The organism is Pseudomonas sp. 50_B, assembly GCF_017491625.1.
In the GTDB taxonomy this organism is placed as follows: domain Bacteria; phylum Pseudomonadota; class Gammaproteobacteria; order Pseudomonadales; family Pseudomonadaceae; genus Aquipseudomonas; species Aquipseudomonas danubii.
The window spans coordinates 242163-263814 of sequence record NZ_JAFGYX010000004.1 but is presented as its reverse complement, the minus strand read 5'-3'; the positions used below and the strand labels follow the sequence as shown (position 1 = coordinate 263814).

Sequence of the window (21652 nt, the reverse complement as noted above, 5' to 3'; positions counted from 1 at the left end):
ATGATCACTCGTAACTTAAGGCAAAGGTCAGGGAGGCTTCGAAGTTGCCCTGTCCGATGGTGTGATTGGCCAGCACCTTAGGCTCGCCTTGCAGGTAGGCATTGAAGCCAATCAGGTTTTCACCACGAGTCAGCTCGCCCATGCGGTGGGTCTTGTTCAGCGGCAGCGGTTCGCCACCCATTGCCTCCAGCCCTACCAGCAGGCCTTGCACGGTTGTGCTTCGCAGCACCAGAAATCCGGGTGGTTCGCTGCTCTCGTTGCCGCTGAAGGTGATGCTGACCATGCGCTTGCCGACGTCCAGATCGCAGTTCTGCAGGTGCAGTTCGATGGGGCGACCCTTGGTCCTGCCGTTAAGGTACAGGTCCTTGTCGATCACGCTTTTGAAGTCTATTTCGATCAACTTATCCCCTTCGGCGAGCATGCAAGGCTCGTTCACCAAGGTGCCAGAAAAGTACAGGTTGTCTTCTGCCGCCTGGATCGCCGGCAACCACAGGCATACGATCCAGGCGCCCAGGTTCATGGCCCAATTGCTCATGGATCCTCCTAGTAGAGCTCGGCCATCAAGAGCGCCGAGGCGGTAAATTCGGTGCTGGGCAACGCCGCACCGGCCAGTTTTACCGGTACGGCCTCCAGCACGGGGGGTGTCGACGCGCGAACATCGATTTCTCGTGGCTCGTTGGGCGTCAATGCGCTGCCGCCAAGCAGGACCTTGATACCCAAATCGTTTTCCGAGGTTTTCAGCGCAGTGGAGTCGAAAGGCGCGGGCGTGCCCTTGAGGGTCAAACGCATGTGCCAGGTAATGTTGGCGTCGGCGGCTCCCGGGCAATCGATCTGGTAGGGGATTGCCTGGCGATAGCGCTCGCCATCGATGCGGTTGACGGCGATGTTTTGCGCGAAGCGCACGTTGATTCGGCCGCCCTGGTCACTGACGATGCAGCCGGGCGGTGCCAACAGGGTTCCACTGAACACCAGATTGTCCGCGTCAACGCACGACAGGGGCAGGGCAGTGATTGAAAGGATTGCCAAGGTGCGATGCAAGAGGATCATCGATAGTCCACCACCAGGGTTGCACTGGCCTTGAATGCGCCGGCCTTGACTTCGCTGGCGTCGCGTTTGACCAGCACGGCTTGCAGCACGGGCTGCTTGCGCGTATCGAAGTTGGACCAGGTGTTGAGTGCCCACCGGTCGCCGTCCTTTTTCAGGGCGATACCGATATTGTCGTAACCGGGTATCTGCAGCAGCGAACTGTCGAAGGCCCCATTGCCGCGCACCTGTATCCGCAGTTCATTGGTCGCTGCGCGGCTACAGTCGAGCGTGTAGTCGATGGAAATGGTCTTGTAGTCGCCATCGATGCTTGCAATCTGAACATCATGAAAAGGGGCGCTGATGGGCGCGTTTCTGTTGATCACGCAGGGAGTCGCCGCATGGATGACACCTTTTATCGTCACCCGGCTCTCGACGGCCTGGGCCAATGGGCCGCAGCCGAGCAAAAGTGTCAGCAAAGCGGGACGCGCGACCGTCATCATGAGGGGCTCAGTCATACGCTAGATTCACATTGAGGCTGGCGCGTAAAGCCCCCGGGCTGACGGCATGAGTGGTGACACTGGCACAGCACAGGCGTGCTGCTAGGGATACACGGAGTCTGGGCTTCATGATCGGCGCTCACAGAAACTGGTCATTGAACGTCAGCGTTTGCTGGCCACGGGGCTGGCAGTGCAGGTACTGATTGCGCAGCTGAACTGCAGCTGTGGGCGGCCGCCGTAGTCATTGACATAGGTCAGCACTGGCTGGTTGCCCAGCACTTTGCTGCTCACGCCCAGGTCGAGCTGGCCACTGGGTTCGATCATCAGTGGCTTGAAGCCGGCTGCTCCGTCGGCCTTGAGGTCGGGCGCTGCATCGATCAGCGTGACGTAATAGGGCGTTGGGTTGTTCACCAGGTAGCGGTCCTGCTGGCGGGTGAGGGTCAGCTTTTCCTGCCAGGGGGCTTCATTGACGCCGGCCCGTGGAGCAATCGCTGCGGGCCGGTAGAACAGTTTGACCCGCGTTTGCAGGGCGATTTGCAGCGTATTGGGTTTGTCGCTGCGTGGAGGGATCTCGCGTAGGTTGAAGTAGAACAGCGATTCGCGATCCTGGGGCAACCGGGTCAGCTCCGGCAGCCCCTGGATTTTCACCTGGCTGTTGGCTCCAGCTTCCAGGCGCTGTATTGGCGGTACCACCACCAGTGGGCTGGTGATCTTTTCGGCCTGTTCGTTTTCGATCCAGGCTTGGGCCAGGTAGGGCAACTGGGTGTTTTGGTTGCTGATGCCGAGGCTGACCGATTTCTCGCCTCCTGTGAAAATTACCCGAGTGCGGTCCAGCGATACGGCGGCCAGGCTGGCTTGCGCCGCGCAGGTGCCCAGCAGGGCGAGCAGGGACAAGGTGGTGCGTTTGTAGCAAGTTTTCATGAAGTTACCTGGTGTAGTGAGTCAAGCAGTGGCGTTATCCGGGTCGCTGGTCGGCAGGCACAGCAGCTCCAGTTGTTGGTCGGGCGAAACCACCTGCTCGGGTAGGGTGAAGTGGCAGCGCGCGCTGCCATCCCAATGCAGAGACATGAGCTCGCCCGGTTTCATACCGCTCAGGTAGGTCGAACCGTCCTCGCCGACGATGCCGGTTTCCTGGCCGCGGCTGTTCTGTACCGAGGCACCGAAGGGTGGCACGCGGTGGTTGGTCATGCGAATCACGACCATGGCCTTGTGGCCGGCGATCAGATCAAAGCGGCGGTAACCGATCGCCCCTTCAGTCAGGGTCGCCTGGGTGACGGACTGAGTGGCTTCGACATCCTCGGCCAGGCTGTCCAGCACGATGTTGGCCTGGTTGCGGTAGTAGCTGTTGATGTCGGTCACTACGGCCTTGCCGAAACGGTTGGTGCGTGTGACTGCGCCGTTTCCGCGCACTGGCACGTCGGCAACGCCTTGGGTATCGATCAGCAGCCGGGTGCCGCCCATGATGTTGCTGCGGTGCAGCGCTGCGCCTTGGCCGGTAATCGTCGCTCCGCCTTGCAGGGACAACCCGGCCGAGGTGTACTCGTCGGCTTGGTAGCTGGCCCTGGCCACAACCTCTGCCTGGTCGCCGTCATGGGACAGGTAGCCGCTGGCGGTTTGACCGCTTGAAGCCTGTCCGACGCTGACCATGTAGTGGTTGCGTTCATCGATCTGGTCGTAATAGCTCAGGTTATGTGAGGTGTCGCCGCGGTTGACCGACGAGCTGTAGCTGATCGAGCCATTACTGTCCCAGGGGATGTTGACCGACAGGTAGGCACCGTCATCGGCGGTGCCGTTGCCCTTGTTCTGGTAAGCGGTCAGCGACAGGCTGAGGTTTTTCAGGCTGCCGACATTGAAGTAGCGCGACAACGACAGGCTGTAGCGATCGCTCGTCCGGCTGTTCCAGTACGTCTGGTGGTTGTAGTTGAAGTACAGGCTGAGCGCGGAATCTCGAAACTGCTTGCTCAAGGTCGCGGTATACAACTCTTTACTCTGGTTAAACGACTGGCTGTCACGCCGGGCCTCGATGAATTCGCTCATGCTCAGGTAGTTCTGCTCGGAGAACCGGTAGCCTGCGAAGGTGACCTGGCTGTCGTACTCATCGAAGCGCTTGGAATAGCTGGCACGGTAGGATTTGCCGCTCAGCGTGTCGTCCTGCAGCGTCGCGCGCGACTGGGTGACGTCGAACGACAGTGCACCGAAGGCCATCAGGTCGCGGCCCACGCCCACGGCCAGCGAACCGTAGTCCTCGGCGCCGAGGCTCCCGCCATACAGCGACCAGCCGTTGCTCACCCCCCAGGAAAACTCACCGGTGGCGAACGCCGGCCCATCCATCTGGTGCTCCCAGTCGGAGGGTTTGCCTGCGGCAAGCTTGTAGCGAACGGTACCGGGACGGGTTAGGTAGGGGATGCTGGCGGTGTCCAATTGGAACTCTTGGACGCTGCCGTCCTGTTCCTCGACGCGCACGTCAAGCTGGCCGGAGACTGCATCGTTGAGGTCCTGGATACGAAAAGCCCCAGGTGGCACCTGTGTGTCGTAGAGCACCCGGCCTTGTTGGCGAATCACCACGCGCGCGTTGGTCCGCGCCACACCAGTGATTTCCGGGGCATACCCCCTGAGGTTGGGGGGTAACATGTTGTCGTTGCTGCTCAGGTTGGCGCCAGTGTATCGGAAGCTGCCGAACACGCTGGAGTCCAGATAGTCTTCACCGAGTATCAGGTTCGAACGTAGCGAAGGCACGGCGCGTTGCGCATAAAAACGGCTCCAGGCGAACTCGTTGTTTGATGGCTGGTCGTCACTGCGTTGCACCTGGGTCTGCCAGTCACCGCGCAGGCGCCATGCGCCTAGGTTGATCCCCATGGTGCCGTTGCCGCTGAGGGAGTCGCTGCGGCCTTTACCGCGTTTGCGCTCGGTGGTCTGGGCGTTGACGTTGTAGTCGAACAGCACCCCGGAAATGCCGTCGTCCCAGCGCGAGGGCGGGTCCCAGTTGGGTGAGCTGTATTCCAGCTGGTCCTGGGGGATGCTCACGTACAGCGCCGAATTGCCCAGGTTGCCACGTGCCTGCATGCCAGGAACGCTGGTCAGGTCCAGGCAGGCTCCATCGTGCCACCAGACCAACTGCTTGATGGCTTTTTCTTTCAGGCCCAGTTCATTGACCAAGGCCGGCGAAAGACAGGCAACGCTGCTTTTCGGATCGTCCTTGGCCGGGTAATAGTCGACGGCAAACTCCGTCAACGTATTGCGGTTCACGTGGACCATCAGGCTGTACTGGCCGGGCATGATGAAGTTGGCCGAAGCAAACACCCCAAGATCAAGGTTTTCGCGATCCTTGAGGTCTAGTACATCGGTGTTGAATTGGAATTCTTCGGCTGCACTTGCCAGCGTCGCGACACAACATAGCGCCGTGGTAGCCAGTACCTTACGGTGATCCACGTGACTTAATCCTTGAGCGAAACTGCACACCAGGTGATGCAGTTCAGAAGTGCTGAATACTCAGCTTGATCGTGGCGTGATAGCTGCCCGCTTCCAGTGCATGTCCGCTACCCACGAGCGTCAGCGAGTAGTTGAGCATCTAACTGTCGCTGGACAGTGTGCTGGGCTCAAGTAACATACCGGGCGAAATCAACTGCCCTTGTTCATCTTTAATCTGCAATGCGATGCCTTTTGCGCCGCCCTGAATGCCGAAGTGTTTACCATCAGGCTGACTTTCGAACTTCAGTTAGAAACGCTGGGAGGGCTTGGTGTTGTTCTTTGTGGTCGACGTAATGCAATTGTTGATATAGATCTTCAGTGATTGTTGGGATGACCTATTGCCGCTGACTAATCCGTTAAGTGCCAGGGGGTGAGCACAACCGTCTGATTATCCAAACCTTCGCAAGCTCCCCCGCAGTACGCAGCCAGTGCGTACTGCGGAGCACTTCAGTGACGCAATACGTTACTGATAAGCGAGGGTGAAGTTGGCGAAGGTTTCGAAGTTGCCTGGTACGATTTCGGCAGGCGCTGCTGCGCCGCCGCCCTCTGGGGTCACCATGTCGCCCTGCAGATAGGCGCTGAACTGCAAGAAGGTGTCGCCATTACTCAGCGTTTGTGCAGGCGAAGCGTTGCCCAGCTTGAGCAGCGCGCCGGTGTGGTCTGCGATTGCCAGGCTTGCGCCCTGTGCGGTGCCTTTGATTGCCAGCAGGTCAGGGTTGGACGAAGGCGAGCCAGTGAAGGTCGCCGTGGCCGATTTCAGGGCACCCAGTTCACAGCCGCGCAGTTCGATCTTGAAGGTCTTCGGACTTGATTTGCCGCCGTTCTTCAGGGCGACGTTGGAAACCTGATCCAGATCTACGGTCTGGTATTGCGACTCCTGAGCAATGGAGCATGGTGCGTCGATAATAGCGCCCTTAAAGGTAATCACACCGTGGCCTTGATCTTGGGCAAAGGTTATAGCCGAAGTAGCTGCCAAGGTGACGGTCATGATTGCACCAGCCAACAAACGAACTTTCATTTGATACTCCTAGGTTGAAATTTAAATCCCTGAAGGTACTCAATGGAGCACACAAGCTGCTCCGGTATCTGTGCACCGTTGAGGCAGGGTTATCCTAGAAAGAGGAAGGGAGGATGTAAGTAAGGCGATGCCGAGGTGGGCTTAGGGATTCTCCGAACAAGTCCGCAGAATTTCTTAAATGCACCGTGCGTCCCCATGAGCCAGATGAGCTTTGCCGATACACTTTGAGCTTTAAGCGAGGGGGGGGCTGAGACTAAGACGGCGCCGTTGCCCCCCCTGGCGCAACAGCACCTGCGGCCCGCGCGAGCGCAGCCTCGCTAAGCATGCAAATGCTTTTTCAGGAACGACCGGGTGCGTTCGTGGGTCGGGTTTTGCAGGATCTCCCGTGGCGCGCCTTCCTCGACCACCACGCCGCCGTCCATGAAGATGATCCGGTCCGCCACCTCGCCGGCAAAGCGCATTTCGTGGGTGACGATCAACATGGTCATGTGCTCGGCGGCCAGTTGCTTCATGACCTGGTTGACCTCTTCCACCAGCTCCGGGTCCAGCGCCGAGGTGGCTTCATCGAACAGCATGACCTTGGGGCGCATCGCCAGGGCCCGGGCAATGGCCACGCGCTGTTTCTGTCCGCCGGACAGGCGGGAAGGGTACTCGTCGAACTTGCTGGCCAGGCCCACCTTGGACAAGTACTCCATGGCCAGCTCACGGGCCGCGGCTTTGTTCAGCCCTTTGAGTTTGATCGGTCCGAGGGCGATGTTTTCATGCACGGTCAGGTGCGGGAACAGATTGAAGTGCTGGAACACCATGCCCATCTGCTGGCGCACGCTGTTGATGTGCTGTTCGAATGCGCGACCTTTCAAGGGCCGGTTGACGTGTTCGCCCTCCAGCCAGATCTCTCCTTCGTTCAGCACTTCCAGGTGATTGATCGAGCGCAGCAGGGTGCTTTTACCCGAACCGCTGGGGCCGATGATGGCGATGATCTGTCCGCGCGCGACAGACAGATCGATGCCTTTGAGCACTTCAAGTGCGCCATACGCCTTGCGCGCGCCCTTGACTTCAACCATGAACTTTTCTGTGGTCATCGTGACATCTCTACCTTGGTTTCAAGCAGGTGCAGGCCGGCTTCCAGAACAAGATTGACCGCGTAATAGATCACCGCGACGGCCAGATAGAATTCGAACGGGCTGTAGGTTTCGCTCACAGCGCGCTGGGCGCTGTAGACCAGTTCGGCAATGCCGATGATCGACACCAGGGAGGTGTCCTTGAGCAGGACGATCAGGTTGTTGCCCAGCGGGGCCAGGGTATTGCGCAGTGCCTGCGGCACCACCACGTAGCGTTGTGCCTGGCTGCGGCTCAGGCCAATGGAGCGCGCACCTTCAATCTGCCCGGGGTCGACCGACAGGACCCCGGCACGAATCACGTCGGCGTTGTAGACCGCAAAATGCAGGCTCAGGCCGATGATGCCGGCCGCGAGCGCCGGGATATCGATCCCCACTTGCACCAGGCCGTAATAGATCAGGTACAGCTGCAGCAGCAGGGGCGTGCCCATCAGCAGCCAGGTCAGGAAACGTATGGGCAGGGAGACCAGTTTCGGGGTGTAGAGCACGATCAGGGCAAAGGCTATTCCGGCGATCAGGCTCAGCACACTGGAGCAGAGGAACAAGACGATGGTCCACCAGAGCCCGGTGGCCAGCAGCTCGGAATAGGGGGTCACGATACTCAGGTCAAGGCTTGGCATGGAGGCGTCTCACTTGGCCGCGAAGCGTTTATCGAGGTGGTCCACCATCAGCCTGACCGTGTAGACCATGGCGATGTACAAAATGGCCGACACCATGAAGATCTCGAATGGCTTGTAGGTGGAGCTGATAAAACGCTGCGCCGTGTAGGAGAGTTCCACCACGGAGATGGTCGACACCAGGGCCGAGCCTTTGATCAGCGCGACCGCATTGACCCCCAGTGGTCTGATCATCAACTTGGCGGTTTGCGGGAGGGTGATCAGCCACAGGGTCTGGCCCTTGCCGAAACCGATTGAACGCGCCGCCTCGACCTGTCCGGGATCGACGTTGCTGATTGCGCCACGAATGGATTCGGCCATGTAGGCCGCGATGTTCAGGCCCAGGCCGATGACGCCTGCGGTGAATGGCTCCAGCTCAAGGCCGATTTGTGGGCCGCCAAAGTAGATGAGGAACAGCTGGACCAGGCAGGGGGTGCCGCGAAAAACGCTGATGTAGACCCGGGCCAGGCAGCGAAGCATGAAGAAGCCGGACAGCCGGGCCGCCACCAGCACCACCGCCACCAGCAAGCCCAGCAGCAGCGCCAGCAGCGAAACGTGCACCGTGACCCAGGCCGCCTCCAGAAAGAACGGCAGGGTGCGCTGTATAAGTGTCAGATCCATGGGCAGGCTCGAAAAGGTCGGATTGACTGGCCCGACCCCAGGTCGAGCCAGGCTGCAAATGAGTCAGCGAATGTCCTTGCCAATCCACTGCATCGAGATCTTTTCGTAGCTGCCATCGGCCAGCATGTCGTTCAGCGCCTGCTGCATCGCGGCCTTGAGCTCAGGGTTGTTCTTGCGCAGGGCAATGCCCATGCCTTCAACCCCACCGTCGCTGTCGGGTGGGGTGATGATGCGCACCTTCTGCCCGGTTTCCTTGACGGCCACCAGCACCGGAACGCTGTCCATCACCAGCGCATCGAGGCGCCCGGCGTCCAGGTCGACCAGCATCTCGGGAAGCCCTTTGTAGGTTTTCACCTTCAGGTTGCCCCGCGCCCTGGCCCATTTGTCGTGGGCATCGCCCAGGGTGACGCCCACCTTCACATCCTTAAGGTCATCCAGGCTGTGGATCGGCGAATCCTCTTTCACCACGATGGTGCGGCCGGCGTGGTAGTAGGGGCCGACGAAGTCCACGGCCTTCTGGCGCTCCGGGGTAATGGTCATGGAGGCGATGATGGCGTCGTATTTTTTTGCCAGGAGCCCGGCAATGATCCCGTCGAAGGGCGTGGTGACGATGCTGACTTTCACCCCGAGCCGCTGGGCCAGGGCTTCGCTGATGGAGGCGTCGAAGCCGACGATCTGGTTCTGCTCGTTGGCAAAGCTGAAGGGCGAGTACTGCCCGCTCATGGCGATGCGAATCTCTTTGGATGCCTGGATCGATTGCAAGTCATCAGCCTGAGCGGCCGCGGGGGAGAGGAGTGCCGCCGCCGCGACGGTGGATGCAGCAAGCAGACCCTTGAGCGTTCTGGTTAGCATTGGATGGCACCTTTGAAGAATTATTAATTATTGTTGTTTGGGCTCTTCACCCAGGCCTCGGGAAAAGCTTTGCATAGGCCGTTCTGGAAAGCACCCGGCAAGGTGTCCGCCAGCCGGACACATTGCCGGAGTTGGCCGACACTATGTCGGCCAGGCACGCAGGCTGTCACTCGTGCGCCGATCCGGGCGCTCTAGCGCAGGGCCGCCTTGAAGCTGTCGTCCAGCACCTCGAGCAGGAAGTCGGCGTTCTTGTGACTGAAAATCATCGACGGGCGCATTTTCAACACGTTGTCATGGGGGCCTTCGGTGCCGATCAGAACGCCACGCTCCCGGGCGCCATCGGCAACCTTTTTCGCCAGTTGCGTGGCCGGAGCCTTGCTCTGGTGATCGGTGACCAGCTCGATCCCGAGAAACAGCCCCAACCCGCGTACATCGCCAATGGCATCGTAGCGCTGCTGCAGTGTGCGAAAGCCATCGAGCAGGTAATTGCCCACCGTCAGTGCGTTGAGTTTCAGGTTGTCGCGCTCGATCACATCGAGAACGCTGAGCCCCACGGCACATGAAACCGGGCTGCCGGCGAAGGTATTGAAGTACTCCATGCCGTTGTTGAAGCTGTCGGCGATCTCGCGGGTGGTCACCACCGCCGACATGGGATGGCCGTTGCCAATGGGTTTGCCCATGGACACCGCATCAGGCACCACGCCCTGGGTTTCAAAGGCCCACCAGTGGCTGCCCACCCGGCCAAAGCCGACCTGGACCTCATCGGCCAGGCACAGCCCGCCCTCGGCGCGAACCATGGCATAGACTTCCTGCAAGTAGTTTTCCGGAAAGAACAGCTGCCCGGCGACACTGGGAATCGACTCCGCCAAAAAGAACGCCGGGGCTCGGCCCTGCCGGCGCATGTTGTCGATCTGCTCGGCAACACTTTGCGCAAAACGCTTGCCCAACTCTTCGAATGGCCAGTCATCCGCTGCGCGGTAAACGTCCGGTACGGCCGCCTCGAATACATGCTCTGCACGGCCCTTGCCGGCCTTGCGCTTGTACTTGTAGGGGCTCAGATCAATCAGCTCCTGGGTGGTGCCGTGGTAGGCCCAATCCAGCACGATGGCATCGTTGCGCCCGGTGTGATTGCGTGCCATGCGCAGCATCAGGCTGTTGGCTTCGCTGCCGGAACAGCCGAAGGAGGCGACGGCCAGGCCCTTGGGCAATGTTGCGGTGAGTCGCTCGGCATACTCGACGATGTTGTCGTGCAGGTAGCGGGTGTTGGTGTTCAGGCGTGAAGCCTGGCGGGCAAGGGCCTGCACCACATCGGGATGGCAGTGGCCGAGATGGCAGACGTTGTTGAAGCAGTCCAGATAGGCCCGGCCAAAGTTGTCGATCAACCAGACCCCATCGCCGCGCACGAACTTGATCGGGTCCGAGTAGGAAATCGACAAGTTGGGCAGCAGCAGTTGCTTACGCTTGGCCACGATCTGCGCTTTGCTCCTGCCTTCCTGGCTATAGGTTTCCGGAGGAATTCCGGCCAGGGTCGAAGCATCGGGGAACAGGTCGGCCCACACCTCAAGATAGGCGCACTCACCGACGCCGATGAACTCGCTGGCTTGCAACTGGGTGTCGGTGGACATCTGGAAATGCACATGGGGCAGCCAGCCGCCATTTTCCGTGTCCGCGCCCATGTAGCCCACCAGCGCGCCCGCTTCAAGGTGGTCGCCGGGCTTGAGGCGGGTCAGCGCTTCGTGGGCCATGTGCCCCCACAGGGTCAGGAAGGGCGGGCAGCCTTCAGGCGAGTGCTTGAGCATGATCAAACCGCCATAGCCCAGTGGTTCAGGCTCGACCTCGACGCTCTGCACCACACCGGCAAGCGGCGTGTACAGCGGCGTTCCGGCCGGCATGATCAAGTCGACACCCAGGTGGATGATCCGGCGCTGCCCTTCAATGAAGCGCGATTCAAAGGCGCTGTCGGTGTAGATGGTCCTGGCTTCGCCCCAGGGGCCGATGCCCAGCGGCACTTGATGCTCGGCGGAGAAATCGTTCCACCATTTCGTCGCTTCTGCCGGGCGCTGCGCGGCGGAGGCGATGGTCATTTCGTGGGCAGCGTCGGCGAACGGCACAATGGCCTTGTTCAGGGTCGCCGCCGATGGATGCACGATCTCTGCGAAGGACTGGCGGTTTTCATCCACCCAGCGGCGAATCGCCCCGGCACCTTCTATGGCGTCATAACCGCAGGCTTTGCGCAGGATTGCCGTGGCCAGGCGCGGGTTCATGCGATCCATCTTTTCCAGCAGGCGCCAGGCCGGGGCTTCGCTGATGGCCAGGTAGGGGTTGTCCTGGGTCTGTTCGTGGCGCGAGGCCGACAAGGTGACGCTGATCACCAGGCGCATGGCAATCAGATTGAACAGCACATCCAGCTCTTGCGGCTGCAGCGGGTAGCGCTCATGGAAGCCGCCGGTGAGGGCGGCCGCCGCGCCGATGGGGTCTGGCGTGTCGAGAATGGCGTAGGCGCAGGTGATGGCGACTTCGGCAATCAGTACCGTGTGCACGGCATCGCCAAAATCGATGATGCCCGAGACCTGCTGGTGGTTTTGCGGGTCGACGAGGATGTTCCAGTCATTGCCGTCGTTGTGAATGACCTGGGTGCGCAAGCGCGCAAGCTTGGGTTCGACCCGGGTTTCGAAATCATCGATGAAGCGCTGCAGAAGGGCGCGTCTGGCGGGGTCCTTGATGAAGTGCAGGCGGGCGCGGGAACGGGCGGCGTGCCGTAGGTCCCAGTCCAGATCGCGGACCGCGCCGGGATGCATGAAGCCCTGAAGCGCACGGTCCATGTCGGCGAATGATTGACCCAGGCTGCGCATGAGTTCGAAGGTGCGCGGGACCTCGGCCAGCGGAGTACCGTGCAACCAGCTCACCAGGCGCACCGCGTGGGTTTCGCCAGAGGGGGCCACGGCCGAGGCGAGTAAATCGCCGGCCAGGCTTTTCTTCAACTGCGGTACGCCAAGCTCGGGGCTGTGATGGGCCAGATGGCTGAGGATGGCGGTCTGCAGCTGGCTTTCAATGGGCGGTTCGCTGGCGTTGACGACTTTCAGAATCCATCCCGCATCGCTTGCTGTGTTCAACCGGAAGTTGCAGTCTCGCTCGCCGTCCAGAGGCGAAGCCGTAGCGATGACATTGAAAAGCTGCTCAGCCAAGTGTTCGGCATCGCGTGGCGAGAACTGCGGGGCGGGGTGGGAAAGGTCGGTCATGGTAATGGTTTTCCAAGTTATTTTTTTCAGTTAGCTTGGCATGCGAAATCTTCGAGGGCAGTAGGTATGCGGTCGGCTTTGGCCTGCATATTGTCGGAATCGACCGGCACAAACTCGGCAGTCAATGTGAGGAGTTTCAATGCGCGACCTGGACGTGAAAGATCGGGAAATACTCGACATTCTTTCTAAAGAGGCGCGGATCGCCCTGAAGGCCCTGGCCGCGAGAATCGGCTTGTCCAGAAGCGCCACCAGCGAGCGCGTCAGCAACCTTGAGCGCAATGGTGTGATCAGGGGCTACCGGGCGGATATCGGCGAAATCGACGCCAACGTGATTCGCGCCATGTTTCTGGTATGCCTGAAACGCACCCCGGCCATCAGCCTGCTGGACATGCTGGCCCAGCACTCGCAGGTGCGCCGCATTTCTTCGGTCAGTGGCCAGTTGGACCTGGTGATCGAGATCGAATCACGCACCATTGATGACCTGAACCGAGTCCGGGATGCCGTGGCCAGCCACGAATCGGTCGAGGACATCACCACCGCCGTGGTCCTTCGCCGCGATATCGATCGACAGACCTCCTGATCCGCCGCGGCGGCAAGACTTGATGGCGCGTGCCTGCGGGAAATGCCGGGCACCGCTCAGACGCAGCTGCAATCCACGCTTGGCACCTGATCCCGGTGGCCTGTCCGTGAAGGCGGGCCAGGCTCTTTACGGCAATCGCAATGTGCCGTGCTGTACAACTCCCATTCGCAAACCATAAAATGAGAAGCATTATCATTAATGCGAATCTCCCATGCACAACCACAGCCTCTCTTCGCCTGTCGCTCAGCTGTATGCGAACCATCACGGCTGGCTGCGTGGCTGGTTGCATCGGCGCCTGGGGCACAGCGCCGATGCCGAGGATTTGGCCCACGACACCTTTATCCGCGTGCTGCGGTCCCAGGAAGATGTGCGTGAGCTGCGCCAGCCCATGGCGTTTCTGGCCACCATCGCCAATGGCTTGCTGATCAATCGCTGGCGTCGTCAGGCCATCGAGCGGGCTTACCTGGAGGCGCTGGCGGCACGGCCGGTGGGGGAGGAGCCTTCGCCGGAGGAGCGGCATCTGATGATCGAGACCCTGTTGCAGCTGGATTCACTGCTGGTGGGCTTGTCGTCGCGGGTGCGGCAGATTTTCTTTCTGTCCCAGCTCGATGGCTTGACCTACCCGCAGATCGCCGCGCAGTTGGGCCTGACCGTGGCCCAGGTGCAGCGGGCCATGGGCAAGGCGTTCAGCGTCTGCTATGCGAGCCTGTTTGAATGAGTGGCGTCGCGGTCGATCCCCGGGTGCGGGACAGCGCCATTGATTGGCTGGTGCGGATGCAGTCCGGGCTGATGAGCGCCGCGGACCATCAGGCCTTGCAGCAGTGGCGCGAGGCCAGTGCCGAGCATGAGTACGCCTGGCAGCGGGTCAGCGGTTTGCCGCTGATGTTGCAGCCGGGGGCCCATCTGCTGGCGGATGCCACGGCGCGCCGGGCCTTGCAGGCGGCAGGCGCCGATCCGCAACGGCGGCGCCAGGTACTCAAGTGCCTGTTGGCGCTGGGACTTCTGGGAGGCGTGTCCTGGCAGGGGGCGGATTCCACCCTGGTGCGTTCAGCCTTGGCCGGTTATCGCACCGGCATCGGTGAGCGGCGGCGTTGGGCCCTGGCGGACGGCGGTTCGCTGTGGCTGAACACCGCCAGCGCGGTGAACCTGGACTTGAGTGCGGGGCCGCGCAGCGTGCAGTTGATCGAGGGCGAGCTGGCCCTGGATACCCCGGCCGGATCGGCCTCCCTGCAACTGCAAACGCCGGATGCGCTGTTGTACAGCCAGGGCGCCCATCTGCTGGTGCGCCATGATCGCCAGGGCACTCAGGTGACCGTGCTGCGCGGGTTGGTACAGGTCAGTGCCCGGCAGCCGTCGACCCCGCTGCCCTTGCAGGCTGGCTGGCAAACCCGGGTCGATGGCCGGGGAGTCGGGCGGCCGACTTCCATCGATGTGTTTCTGGCCCAGGCCTGGATGCGCGGCATCCTGCCCGCCGAGCGCATGCGCCTGGATCAATTGCTGGCAGAGCTTTCGCGCTATCGTCCGGGCTTTTTACGTTGCAGCGAAGCGGTTGCCGCTTTGCGGGTGACCGGCAGTTTCCAGCTGGACGACACCGATGCCGCCCTGGCCCTGGTGGCCAATACCCTGCCGGTGCGCATCGAGCGCAGAACCCGTTATTGGGTGACGGTGGTGCCGGCCTGAACGTTTTTTTTCACCTGCGCGATAGTTTTTTCGATCTGGCTTGGCCTTCAGGTATTACCCACCGGCACAGGTGGGTTTCGATCCCTAGGAGCCTTGCATGATTTTCCCCGCTCGTGTCTTGCGTACCCATACCTTCGGCCTGCTGTTGCTCAGCCTGCAACCGCTCTACAGCGAGATGGCGCTGGCGGCCGGCGAACGTCACTACAGCATCGGCGCCGGTCCCCTGGACCAGGTGCTGTCGCGGTTTGGCGCCGAGGCGGGGATCAGCCTGGCCGGCAGTGCACTGCTTACGGCGGGCAAGACCAGCCAGGGCCTGCAAGGTGATTTCAATGCCGAAGCGGGCCTCAACCGCCTGCTGGCGGGCACCGGCCTGGGCTACGTGCGCCAGGCCGACGGCGGCTATGCCTTGCGCCTGCGCTCTGATGCGGTGTCGCTGCCGACGCAGAAGATCAAGGGCGAGAACCCTGACGAGGAGGAGGTGTACCGGGCGCCGCGTTCGTCGGTGTACATCTCCGCCGACGACCTGCAGCGCTTCGGCGTGGTGTCGGTGGGCGACGTGCTCAAGGGCCAGCCCGGGGTGCAGGTCGGCGACAGCCGCAATGGCGGCGGCCTGGATGTGAACATTCGCGGCATCCAGGGCCAGAGCCGGGTGGCGGTGACGGTGGACGGTTCGCAGCAGGCGCTGGATGTCTATCGCGGTTATGCCGGCACCCAGCAACGCAGCTACATCGACCCGGACATGATCAGCGACATCGCCATCGACAAGGGCCCGAGCCTGACCTCCAGCGCCATTGGCGGCACGGTGAAGATGCGCACCCTCGGCGTCGGCGACATCCTCAAGGACGGTCAGCATGTCGGCCTGCGGCTCAAGGGCGATGTCTGGAACAATGGCGTGGCGCCGGCCCGTCGCGACCCTCATTCGAAGACCGAGGATCTGTACGCGGAGCCGCACCAGAGCCGCGGCGGGCTGTTCGGCTCGGACGCGGAGTCCGGCAGTGCCGCGTTTGCCTACAGCCATGACTTGTTCGATGTGGTGGCGGCCTACGCCCAGCGCAACCAGGGCAACTATTTCGCCGGCAAGAAGGGCCAGGATCGCTACCGCACCTTTGACCGCTACGGCGATGAAGAGACCAGCGTGGCCACCACCTACAACGCCGGGGAAGAGGTGCTCAACTCCTCGTCGAAGACCCAATCGTGGCTGCTCAAGACCACCCTGCGCCCAGCGGACGGCCACAGCTTCGACCTCGGCTACCGGCGCTATGACGGGCGCATCGGCGAGATCATGCCCTCGGACATCTTCCGTTTCGGCACCGGTGGCATCTATCAGTACCCTCTGGGCCACACCCAGATCGACACCTACACCGCACGCTACAACTACCTGCCTGCGGACAATCCGCTGCTGGACCTGACTGCCGACCTGTGGCTGACCGATGCGCAGACCAGCCAGTTGAGCGCCTGGTCGGCACCGGCGTCCCAGGCCTATCGCACGGATCGCTCCTGGGCCCGCCAGGCCAACCGCCGCACGGGCGGCGGTCTGGCCAATACCTCGCGTTTTAGCACCGACTACGGCGACTTGAAGCTGGACCTGGGCGGCTCGTTCCAGCTGGAAGAACTGCGTCCGCAGAAGGGCGTGGTCACCACCCAGGACGACATCAACGCCAACCGCAGCTTGCGCGAAGGCTCGCGGCAGGAGTTCAGCTTCAACGGCAAGCTGGAATACCAGCCGGTGGAGCGCCTGACGCTGTGGGGCGGCGGTCGTTACACCCACTATCGCAGCAAGGACCATGTGGCCAATGCCACGGCGCGCAGAGAGGAACGCGAACACAGGTACGTGACCGTCTCCAGGCCCGGCGACTATGGCTACCTGATGTGGTTCCCGGACCAGAACGGGCGGTACACCGATGCCACCGATCCACGCTTGAACAACGGCATTGTCTTCAACAACACCAACTACCCGTTCGAGGGCACGCCCTATAACCAGTACGGCGCCACCGATACCGAGGTGGGGGATTCGCAAGTGGATCGGGTGGTCACCGGCTACAACTATTCCGGCAAGGACAGCAACAGTGGCGGCGCCTTTGCCCCGGCGTTCGGCATCAATCTCGAGGTGCTGCCGGACACCTTCGTCTATGCCTCCTACACCCAGGGCTTTCGCATGCCTTCGCTGTTCGAAACCGGCTACGGCGTGCAGCAGACCACCCCCGGCAAGGGCCTCAAGCCCGAGCGTTCAAGCAACTGGGAGATCGGCGCCAGCACCTTGCACAAGGGACTGTTGGTGGATGACGATGCGGCGGCGATCAAGCTCGCCTACTTCAACAACAGCATCAAAAACTACATCACCCGTTACTACGACCCGAGCCCGGGCCTGTGGGGCCTGATGCGCTTCAGCAACACCGACAGCTACACCACCCGCGGCCTGGAACTGCAAACCCACTACGATGCCGGGCGGGTGTTTGCCGACCTGTCGTCCACCTACTACCTGAAGACCGAAACCTGCGACGCGGCCTTCGCCGCCACCCTGCGCGCCACCAGCAACCCCTACCGGAAAACCGCCGACACCCCGGACTGCACCCCGGGCAGCTTCATGGGGTCCTACACCAACACCCAGAACCCGCCGCGCTTTGCCGGCAACCTGACCACTGGCCTGCGCTTCTTCGACCAGAGCCTGACCCTCGGCACCCGCATCACCTACACCTCGGGGCCCACCGTCACCGCCGACAAGCCCTGGCAGACCGGCGCCACCACGCCGCAGCTGAACTACCGCGAAGTGGCGCTGGTCGATCTGTTCCTCAACTACAAGCTGCAGGAACACGCCAGCCTCAACGTATCGCTGCAAAACCTCACCGACCGCTACTACCTGGACCCGCTGGCGCAGAGCTTCATGCCGGCGCCGGGGCGCACGCTGCGGGTGGGGATGCAGGCGAAGTTCTGAGGGGCCGGCAGTGGCCTGCCGGTTGCGGTCAGTCAACGCGATGGCCATTCAGAGGGCGCTTTTGCGGCTACAGTTTTCAGTGCCCTGATTGAGAGGAATCCAGATGAACCTTTTGTCTTCTGTATCGCCACCCAAGCCTGTTGCCCTGCTGGGTTATGGCGGTTTGCTGCCGTTTCTCGGGCTGGCGTTGCTGGCCGTGGTTGCGCACGAACAGCGGCTGTTGTGGTGCCAGGCCCTGGTCAGTTACGGGGCGGTGATCCTGAGTTTTGTCGGAGCCCTGCATTGGGGCTTTGCCATGATCGCTCCCGGCATGAACGCGCAGCAGCGTCACACACGCTTTGTTTGGAGCATCGTCCCAGCGCTGATGGGCTGGGTCGCCACTTTGCTGCCGCTGTCATGGGGCGGGCTGTTATTGATTGGCGGATTCTTCGCGCACGGGTGGCATGACCGGCAGCTCCCGCAGGTCATGCACCTACCGGCCTGGTACCTGCCGATGCGTTTGCGACTGACCATCGTGGCCAGCGCCTGCCTACTGCTGGGTGTGCTCGTGATGGCCATCGGGGGTTAAGCGCGACGTTCAACTGCCGCCTCCTACCGAAGGGGCGGTGGTTGAAGCAACAGGCATCGCTGAGCAAGGGCGCAAAGGATCATTCGCTGGATCGGCAAAGAGTTACCAGCCCCGGCGAGCGGCGGCTGATATCATTCCGGCACTTAAAAAGCCGGGTAGCCCCACATGAATCGTCGCAAGAAAATCCAGCAGCTATTGAAGGCTCACGCCAAGAAGGCCAGCGCCAAACTGGCTCCGCAAAAAAAGTCCAAGTACATCAGCAAGGCTGACCGGGCGAAGCTGGCCACCGAGGCCAATGACGACGCTGTGGTTGCCACTGTGAGCTGATCCATTTGCTTGAAGCCCGATGGACCGTTATCTGGCGCGACTTGCGCGACGCTCTCTTTTCTCGGGCGGAGCACGCCTCTGGCCAGCAGAGGCGCGTCCGGGTCAGTTCTACAGAGGGCAGAGCATGGTCTGCACCTTCGATCGATCTAGATCGAGCCGACCGAGCGCAGGTATTTTCGTGCCTGACGGCCGGTGATCTTTTCTGGCTCAAGGACATACAGCGAGCTCCAAAGCGGCGGTAAACCCAGCTCCTCCATGTAGGAAGTGAAGCTGTTGAACGGCTCGGTAGCCATGACTTCGGCAGTGAGCCACAGCGACTCGCACTCTTGGCAAACGTACAGAATCCCCTGTGTTGCCCGCACTTGAACCTTGGTCACTTCGCCTTGTTCGCATTCTGGACAGAGCATTTTTTAGCCCGCAAATGGGCGCGGAGTCTATCACTGACCAGGGTGCACGCTGCCAGCAACGAAGGTCTGCTTCTGCTCAGAAACCCGCCATGCAGGACGGTGCTTTCGACCCCGTCACGGAGCGGGCCCTCTGTGCACCACATCCCAGGTTTTGGTCGCATAAATTTGAAATGCCCGGCATTGCCCGCCAGAATCGCCCCCCGATCCGGCCCTGGCTGGCGGACGTTTGTGGTGAAAAGGGGCAGCAGTTGAAGCAACAGACATTGTCCATGCGCCTGGCGCGTGTGGCGGCGCATGTGCCGGCCGGTGCGCGGCTGGCCGATATCGGCTCGGATCACGGCTACTTGCCGTTGGCCTTGATCAGCCGCGGCGCCATCGTTGCGGCGGTGGCCGGGGAGGTGGCGTTGACGCCGTTTCGCTCGGCCCAGCGCGCGGTGCGCGAGAGCGGCATGGAGCAGCAGATCGACGTGCGCCTGGCCAACGGTCTGGCCGCGATCGAACCGACAGACGGGATCACCGCGATCAGCCTCTGTGGCATGGGCGGTGAGACCATCCGTGACATCCTCGACGGCGGTCAGGCGCGCTTGAGCGGTGAGGAGCGTCTGATCCTGCAGCCCAACGGCGGCGAGCAGCCGTTGCGCCAATGGCTGATGGAGCATGACTACCAGATCCTCGCCGAGGAAGTGCTGCGAGAGAACCGCTTCGACTACGAAATCATCGTCGCCGAGCGCGTCGGGCCGGTGCAGTACAGTGCCCGGGAGCTGTACTTTGGCCCGCTGCAGATGCAGGCCCGCAGCCCGGCGTTCCTGGCCAAGTGGCAGCGCCTGCTGCGGCTGAAGCAGCGCACCCTGGCCAATTTCACTCAAGCCCAGGCCGTGCCCGAGGACAAGGTGCAAGAGGTCGTCCGCCAGACGCAATGGATCAGCGAATTGCTGGCTTGAGCCGGCGCTTCAAGTGGGCCGCAATGTCCGGGCCCCAGCGAGAGGGCACGGGGATCGTGCTCTCAGATCGAACGCTGGTTGACCCGGGCCATGAGTTGCTCGGCGCTTTCCTTGCGCTCCGAGTAGCGATCCACCAGGAACGCTTGCTGGTCCCGTAGTACAAGGGTGAACTTCACCAGCTCCTCCATCACGTCGACGACTCGGTCGTAGTAGGCCGAGGGTTTCATCCGCCCCGACTCGTCAAATTCCAGGTAGGCCTTCGGCACCGAGGATTGATTGGGGATGGTGAACATGCGCATCCAGCGGCCCAGCACCCGCAGCTGATTGACCACGTTGAACGACTGCGAGCCGCCGCACACTTGCATCACCGCCAGGGTCTTGCCCTGGGTCGGGCGCACGGCACCGAGCTCCAGGGGAATCCAGTCGATCTGTGCCTTGAACACCGCCGACATCGCGCCGTGGCGTTCCGGCGAGCACCAGACCTGACCTTCGGACCATTGCACCAGGTCCCGCAGTTGTTGAACCTTGGGATGGTCCACGGGAGCGTCGTCGGGCAGGGGCAATCCGGACGGATCGAAGATCCGGGTTTCGGCACCCAAGTGCTGCAGCAGGCGCGCGGCTTCTTCGACCAGCAGGCGGCTGAACGAGCGCTCCCGGGTCGAGCCGTACAGCAGCAGGATGCGCGGTTTGTGCTCGGGCCTGGCGTGCTTGCCATCGAGCAGGGAGAGGTCGAGGTTGGGCAGGTGTTCTGACAGGTGTTCTGACATGTAGCCTCCGGCTCAGAGTGTGCCGATACGGTTCAACTCGTGCTGCAGTTGCTCACGGCTGAGGTGGTTGAAAGGCAGGCCCAGGAAGGCCCGGCAACGTAGCTCGATGTGCGCCAGGGTGGCGCGGAAGGCGGCGTCGACGCAGGCTTCGTCACCCCGGACGTCGGAGGGATCTTCCAGGTTCCAGTGGGCCTTGAGTGCGGGGCCGAAGTACACCGGGCAGGCCTCGCCCGCCGCCTTGTCGCAGACGGTAATCACGATGTCGGGCGGGTTGTCGGCGAAGGCGTCGTTGCCCTTGCTGTACAGGCCGGCGGTGGCGATACCGGCCTGCTCCAGGGTGGCCAGGCTGCGGGGCAGCACCTGGCCCCTGGGAAAACTGCCGGAACTCAGGGCCTGGAAACCCTGGGGTGCCAGGTGGTTGAACAGGGCTTCGCAGAGGATGCTGCGGCAACTATTGGCTGTGCACATGAACAGGACTCGCATGGGGTATTCCTTGCGCTGTGGGCGGATGTCAAAGGCTCAAGACTTACGGGGTTGCGTTATCAGCAGCAGGCGGCGCGGACCGGGCGTCCCTCCATGTGCTGCAGGCGCAAGGCGTTGTCGCGCAGCCAGTCGCTGTTGGCCCGGAAGGTCACTTGCAGGATTTCCCCGACCCAGGCCGGCAGCTGCGGGTTGAGGCGGTAATAGACCCATTGCCCCTGGCGCCGGTCGAGCAGCAGGCCGCTGCTGCGCAATTGGGCGAGATGACGGCTGATCTTTGGCTGGGTGTCGTCGAGGGCGCACATCAACTCGCAGACACACAGCTCACCCTGGTTGGCGATCAGCAGGGTGGCGCGGGCGCGGGTTTCGTCGGCAAGACTCTTGAATACGTCGGCAGGCGTCATCATGGTGCTGGCTTGAATATATGGAAAATCGAATATACGGAAATCCATATGTTTCATGCAAGCCACGGGAG

General features: G+C 61.8%; 22 protein-coding genes. 7 read left to right on the top strand and 15 right to left on the bottom strand.

What is annotated here, in order from left to right:
- Positions 1–4 precede the first annotated feature (4 nt).
- From J5M73_RS08000 to J5M73_RS07950, 11 genes are all read right to left on the bottom strand, one after another.
- Complete coding sequence (locus J5M73_RS08000) at positions 5–535, bottom strand: fimbrial protein (protein WP_207815339.1); 531 nt, start codon at positions 533–535, stop codon at positions 5–7.
- Between the two features lie 8 nt (positions 536–543).
- Complete coding sequence (locus J5M73_RS07995; protein ID WP_207815338.1) at positions 544–1047, bottom strand: fimbrial protein; 504 nt, start codon at positions 1045–1047, stop codon at positions 544–546.
- Positions 1044–1526, bottom strand: coding sequence for a fimbrial protein (locus J5M73_RS07990; protein ID WP_207815337.1), 483 nt, complete (start codon positions 1524–1526; stop codon positions 1044–1046). Before J5M73_RS07990 ends, J5M73_RS07995 begins: the two co-directional genes overlap by 4 nt.
- A 159-nt stretch (positions 1527–1685) precedes the next feature.
- Positions 1686–2444, bottom strand: a complete 759-nt coding sequence (locus J5M73_RS07985) for a fimbria/pilus periplasmic chaperone (protein ID WP_207815336.1) — start codon at positions 2442–2444, stop codon at positions 1686–1688.
- Positions 2445–2465: 21 nt separating this feature from the next.
- Complete coding sequence (locus J5M73_RS07980; RefSeq protein WP_207815335.1) at positions 2466–4952, bottom strand: outer membrane usher protein; 2487 nt, start codon at positions 4950–4952, stop codon at positions 2466–2468.
- Positions 4953–5454: 502 nt separating this feature from the next.
- The gene (locus J5M73_RS07975) at positions 5455–6009 is read right to left on the bottom strand and encodes a fimbrial protein (protein ID WP_207815328.1); all 555 of its coding nucleotides are present in this window, start codon (positions 6007–6009) and stop codon (positions 5455–5457) included.
- A 317-nt stretch (positions 6010–6326) separates the two neighbouring features.
- Entirely contained in the window at positions 6327–7091 is a 765-nt protein-coding gene (locus J5M73_RS07970) for an amino acid ABC transporter ATP-binding protein (protein WP_279381744.1), read from the bottom strand.
- A complete protein-coding gene (locus J5M73_RS07965; RefSeq protein ID WP_102864221.1) occupies positions 7088–7747 on the bottom strand; it encodes an amino acid ABC transporter permease in 660 nt (219 codons plus the stop codon). The genes J5M73_RS07970 and J5M73_RS07965 overlap by 4 nt, the downstream gene beginning before the upstream one ends.
- A 9-nt stretch (positions 7748–7756) precedes the next feature.
- Positions 7757–8404 (bottom strand): amino acid ABC transporter permease, encoded by a 648-nt coding sequence (locus J5M73_RS07960; protein ID WP_102864222.1) that lies wholly within the window; start codon positions 8402–8404, stop codon positions 7757–7759.
- 63 nt (positions 8405–8467) lie between these two features.
- Complete coding sequence (locus J5M73_RS07955) at positions 8468–9256, bottom strand: ABC transporter substrate-binding protein (protein ID WP_102864223.1); 789 nt, start codon at positions 9254–9256, stop codon at positions 8468–8470.
- 191 nt (positions 9257–9447) lie between these two features.
- Positions 9448–12495 (bottom strand): aminotransferase class III-fold pyridoxal phosphate-dependent enzyme, encoded by a 3048-nt coding sequence (locus J5M73_RS07950; protein ID WP_207815327.1) that lies wholly within the window; start codon positions 12493–12495, stop codon positions 9448–9450.
- Positions 12496–12634: 139 nt separating this feature from the next.
- Between J5M73_RS07950 and J5M73_RS07945 the strand changes: the two genes are divergently transcribed.
- The 6 genes from J5M73_RS07945 (at position 12635) to J5M73_RS07920 (ending at position 18582) form a co-directional block, all read left to right on the top strand.
- Positions 12635–13075, top strand: a complete 441-nt coding sequence (locus J5M73_RS07945; RefSeq protein WP_102864225.1) for an Lrp/AsnC family transcriptional regulator — start codon at positions 12635–12637, stop codon at positions 13073–13075.
- Positions 13076–13286: 211 nt separating this feature from the next.
- On the top strand, positions 13287–13793 hold the full coding sequence (locus tag J5M73_RS07940; protein ID WP_110595868.1) for a sigma-70 family RNA polymerase sigma factor: 507 nt from the start codon (positions 13287–13289) through the stop codon (positions 13791–13793).
- A complete protein-coding gene (locus J5M73_RS07935; RefSeq protein ID WP_207815325.1) occupies positions 13790–14755 on the top strand; it encodes a FecR domain-containing protein in 966 nt (321 codons plus the stop codon). The genes J5M73_RS07940 and J5M73_RS07935 overlap by 4 nt, the downstream gene beginning before the upstream one ends.
- 97 nt (positions 14756–14852) lie before the next feature.
- Positions 14853–17687: a TonB-dependent receptor gene (locus J5M73_RS07930; protein WP_207815324.1), complete on the top strand. Its 2835-nt coding sequence runs from the start codon at positions 14853–14855 to the stop codon at positions 17685–17687.
- A 103-nt stretch (positions 17688–17790) separates the two neighbouring features.
- Positions 17791–18255, top strand: a complete 465-nt coding sequence (locus tag J5M73_RS07925) for a DUF3429 domain-containing protein (RefSeq protein ID WP_207815323.1) — start codon at positions 17791–17793, stop codon at positions 18253–18255.
- A gap of 165 nt (positions 18256–18420) precedes the next feature.
- On the top strand, positions 18421–18582 hold the full coding sequence (locus tag J5M73_RS07920; RefSeq protein WP_207815322.1) for a DUF2986 domain-containing protein: 162 nt from the start codon (positions 18421–18423) through the stop codon (positions 18580–18582).
- 146 nt (positions 18583–18728) lie between these two features.
- Here the strand turns inward: J5M73_RS07920 and J5M73_RS07915 are convergent, their stop codons facing one another.
- Positions 18729–18959, bottom strand: a complete 231-nt coding sequence (locus tag J5M73_RS07915) for a hypothetical protein (protein ID WP_207815394.1) — start codon at positions 18957–18959, stop codon at positions 18729–18731.
- A gap of 278 nt (positions 18960–19237) precedes the next feature.
- On the opposite strand from J5M73_RS07915, the gene J5M73_RS07910 reads away from it, so the two are divergent.
- Positions 19238–19930: a tRNA (adenine(22)-N(1))-methyltransferase TrmK gene (locus tag J5M73_RS07910; RefSeq protein WP_277989245.1), complete on the top strand. Its 693-nt coding sequence runs from the start codon at positions 19238–19240 to the stop codon at positions 19928–19930.
- A gap of 62 nt (positions 19931–19992) precedes the next feature.
- On the opposite strand, the gene arsH is transcribed toward J5M73_RS07910, so the two are convergent.
- The 3 genes from arsH to J5M73_RS07895 are packed head-to-tail and all read right to left on the bottom strand — an operon-like array spanning position 19993 to position 21584.
- The gene (arsH, locus tag J5M73_RS07905) at positions 19993–20685 is read right to left on the bottom strand and encodes an arsenical resistance protein ArsH (protein ID WP_102864577.1); all 693 of its coding nucleotides are present in this window, start codon (positions 20683–20685) and stop codon (positions 19993–19995) included.
- A gap of 24 nt (positions 20686–20709) precedes the next feature.
- Entirely contained in the window at positions 20710–21180 is a 471-nt protein-coding gene (locus tag J5M73_RS07900) for an arsenate reductase ArsC (protein WP_207167466.1), read from the bottom strand.
- A 59-nt stretch (positions 21181–21239) separates the two neighbouring features.
- Entirely contained in the window at positions 21240–21584 is a 345-nt protein-coding gene (locus J5M73_RS07895; RefSeq protein WP_207815318.1) for a metalloregulator ArsR/SmtB family transcription factor, read from the bottom strand.
- Positions 21585–21652 lie beyond the last annotated feature (68 nt).

What these genes read in the sequence shown, in the direction of transcription:
- J5M73_RS07985 (WP_207815336.1), bottom strand. Translation starts at nt 2,444, where the DNA reads ATGAAAACTTGCTACAAACGCACCACCTTGTCCCTGCTCGCCCTGCTG.
- J5M73_RS07960 (WP_102864222.1), bottom strand. Translation starts at nt 8,404, where the DNA reads ATGGATCTGACACTTATACAGCGCACCCTGCCGTTCTTTCTGGAGGCG.
- J5M73_RS08000 (WP_207815339.1), bottom strand. Translation starts at nt 535, where the DNA reads ATGAGCAATTGGGCCATGAACCTGGGCGCCTGGATCGTATGCCTGTGG.
- J5M73_RS07920 (WP_207815322.1), top strand. Translation starts at nt 18,421, where the DNA reads ATGAATCGTCGCAAGAAAATCCAGCAGCTATTGAAGGCTCACGCCAAG.
- J5M73_RS07900 (WP_207167466.1), bottom strand. Translation starts at nt 21,180, where the DNA reads ATGCGAGTCCTGTTCATGTGCACAGCCAATAGTTGCCGCAGCATCCTC.
- J5M73_RS07950 (WP_207815327.1), bottom strand. Translation starts at nt 12,495, where the DNA reads ATGACCGACCTTTCCCACCCCGCCCCGCAGTTCTCGCCACGCGATGCC.
- J5M73_RS07925 (WP_207815323.1), top strand. Translation starts at nt 17,791, where the DNA reads ATGAACCTTTTGTCTTCTGTATCGCCACCCAAGCCTGTTGCCCTGCTG.
- J5M73_RS07990 (WP_207815337.1), bottom strand. Translation starts at nt 1,526, where the DNA reads ATGATGACGGTCGCGCGTCCCGCTTTGCTGACACTTTTGCTCGGCTGC.
- J5M73_RS07940 (WP_110595868.1), top strand. Translation starts at nt 13,287, where the DNA reads ATGCACAACCACAGCCTCTCTTCGCCTGTCGCTCAGCTGTATGCGAAC.
- J5M73_RS07975 (WP_207815328.1), bottom strand. Translation starts at nt 6,009, where the DNA reads ATGAAAGTTCGTTTGTTGGCTGGTGCAATCATGACCGTCACCTTGGCA.
- J5M73_RS07970 (WP_279381744.1), bottom strand. Translation starts at nt 7,091, where the DNA reads ATGACCACAGAAAAGTTCATGGTTGAAGTCAAGGGCGCGCGCAAGGCG.
- J5M73_RS07995 (WP_207815338.1), bottom strand. Translation starts at nt 1,047, where the DNA reads ATGATCCTCTTGCATCGCACCTTGGCAATCCTTTCAATCACTGCCCTG.
- J5M73_RS07930 (WP_207815324.1), top strand. Translation starts at nt 14,853, where the DNA reads ATGATTTTCCCCGCTCGTGTCTTGCGTACCCATACCTTCGGCCTGCTG.
- J5M73_RS07935 (WP_207815325.1), top strand. Translation starts at nt 13,790, where the DNA reads ATGAGTGGCGTCGCGGTCGATCCCCGGGTGCGGGACAGCGCCATTGAT.
- J5M73_RS07895 (WP_207815318.1), bottom strand. Translation starts at nt 21,584, where the DNA reads ATGATGACGCCTGCCGACGTATTCAAGAGTCTTGCCGACGAAACCCGC.
- J5M73_RS07945 (WP_102864225.1), top strand. Translation starts at nt 12,635, where the DNA reads ATGCGCGACCTGGACGTGAAAGATCGGGAAATACTCGACATTCTTTCT.
- J5M73_RS07965 (WP_102864221.1), bottom strand. Translation starts at nt 7,747, where the DNA reads ATGCCAAGCCTTGACCTGAGTATCGTGACCCCCTATTCCGAGCTGCTG.
- J5M73_RS07955 (WP_102864223.1), bottom strand. Translation starts at nt 9,256, where the DNA reads ATGCTAACCAGAACGCTCAAGGGTCTGCTTGCTGCATCCACCGTCGCG.